This window comes from Tenacibaculum agarivorans (assembly GCF_001936575.1).
GTDB classification, from domain to species: Bacteria; Bacteroidota; Bacteroidia; order Flavobacteriales; family Flavobacteriaceae; genus Polaribacter; species Polaribacter agarivorans.
The window spans coordinates 1-2245 of the sequence record NZ_MSMP01000082.1; the positions used below are offsets into that span (position 1 = coordinate 1).

Annotated in this window: 1 protein-coding gene; it reads right to left on the reverse strand. The window is 34.2% G+C overall.

All coding sequences use genetic code 11. The features are described 5' to 3' along the window. Nucleotides 1-2245, reverse strand: a 2245-nt coding sequence (locus BVC87_RS22910) for a condensation domain-containing protein (RefSeq protein WP_143569898.1), incomplete at both ends; no start/stop codon positions are given.

A 2245-nucleotide genomic window follows, 5' to 3' on the forward strand; every position in this document is an offset into this window, starting at 1 on the left:
CTCTAATTCTAAACCTTCAACTAATTGCTCTAAAGTTTCTTCCATAAAGGAAAGTACTCGGTCTGAGTTAACGCTACCAGCAATCTGAGCGGTTAACCCAAAAACATCTCCATAATCATCTATATTTAAAGTAAATGGATAGTTCGTACGTTCATGACTACCTATTATTGTAATTCCTAAACTAGCAGTTTCATCTACTTCTGTTTCTTCTTCCGTTGCAACATGAGAATGACGATAGTTTAATAAAGTACTAAATAGAGAGACTTCATTTGAAATACCCGATAAATTTTGAATACTTGCAAGTGGTGTTTGCTCATAAGGTAATAGTTCTTTTAACCTATTTTTAACCTCAGTTACATAGGCTACTACACTCCCTTTGATTTCAACAAAAAATGGTAATGTATTAATGAATAAACCTAGTGAATCTGCTGCTCCTAAAGAACCTTGCAAGCGACCTGAAAATAAACTACCAAAAATAGCATAATCGGTATTGCTACATCTTCCAATAACAAGTCCATAAGCTGCATGAAATAATACAGCAGGACTCATTCCTAATCTAACACTTACATCTCGAAGAGTTTTACTGAATTTTTCTGATAAAATTACTTCTGACTCTTTGATATCACTACCTGTTCCCTGAATATCAGATAACCCAAATGGATAGGTAGGTTCATCAATATCTTCTAATAATTCTTTAAAATACGTTTCGCTATCATTAATAGCTTGTTGGTGTAAAGTATGACCTATAAAATCTCTATATAAAACAGGTTCTGGCAATGCTGATTCATTACCTAACAAACACAATTCAACCTCCTCAACAACTTTTTCTAACCCTACATGATCTAATATTAAGTGATGTTGGTAAACGATCAAATAATAGGCTTCTTTTTCGACATCATCTGCAGATTGAAATGTTAATAATGGCGCTTTAGAAATATCCATCCATTGGTTACCAGGAGCAGTTAATACTTCTAATTCTAACAAAACATCTTTATCATTGTCTATTTCTAAAGCTTCTACAAATAATGTAACTTCTCTAAGCACTACTTGAACTGCACTTGGTAAACCTTCATTTACAATACAAGTACGTAAAATATCATGACGATTTACTACAGTTTGTAATGCTTGTACAAATAATGACCTATTTTCTTGGTTTGGGAATGATAATAGGTTTGGCAGTATATATGGATCTCCATGCTCTTTATCACTCATCAAGTAATGGAAATGCATCCCTTCTTGTAATGGAGATAAAGGATACATATCTTCAATATTAGACACTCCTCCCTCAATCTGTGAAACAACTTTATCGATATCCTCCTGACTAAAGTCTAATAAAGGAACCATTTCTGGCGTAATACGATCTATATCTGCTGTAATTCCATTGGCTGGGACTTGATATACTGATGTTTCTGATGATACTTTTGCTCCTATTTTCGCTATTGTTGGAGTCGAGAATATATCTTTAACTGATACGTGATAATCTAATTTTTGTAGACGAGAAATTAATTGTACAACCAATAAACTATGCCCTCCTAATTCGAAGAAATCATCATAAACTCCTACCTGCTCTACGCCTAGTATTTCTTGCCAAATACTAGCTAACACCTCCTCTACTTTATTTCTAGGTGCTACATATTCTTTACTTGAAATATCTGAAATAGTCGGTGTTGGTAATGCTTTACGATCTAATTTACCATTATTTGTTAGTGGCATTTCTTCTAATTCCACCCAAATTGAAGGAATCATATAATCTGGCAAGTGCTCTTTTAGCTCCGTTTGAATCGCTTCCTTATCAAAAACATCTTCTGAAACTACATAACCGATCAAACGTTTTGTGCCATTGTCACTCTCTTTTGCCAATACACAACATTGACTTATCGAAACTAAATTTGATAAAGCATTCTCTATCTCTCCTAATTCGATACGATAACCTCGAATCTTAACCTGACTGTCCTTTCTTCCGATAAACTCAATTGTACCATCTGGTAGCCACTTCGCTAAATCCCCCGTTTTATATAAGCGATCTCCTTCCTTAAAAGGATTTAAGGTAAATTTCTCTTTCGTAAGTTCTTCGTTATTCAAATACCCTAAACCAACTCCTGAACCTCCTACAACTAATTCTCCTACAACACCTACAGGAACTAAATTCATTGATGAATCTACGATGTAAGCTACACTGTTTTTTATAGGCTTACCTATAGGAAGAGTAGTTTGTGTCAATTCAATACTATGAGTGGTTGAGAAT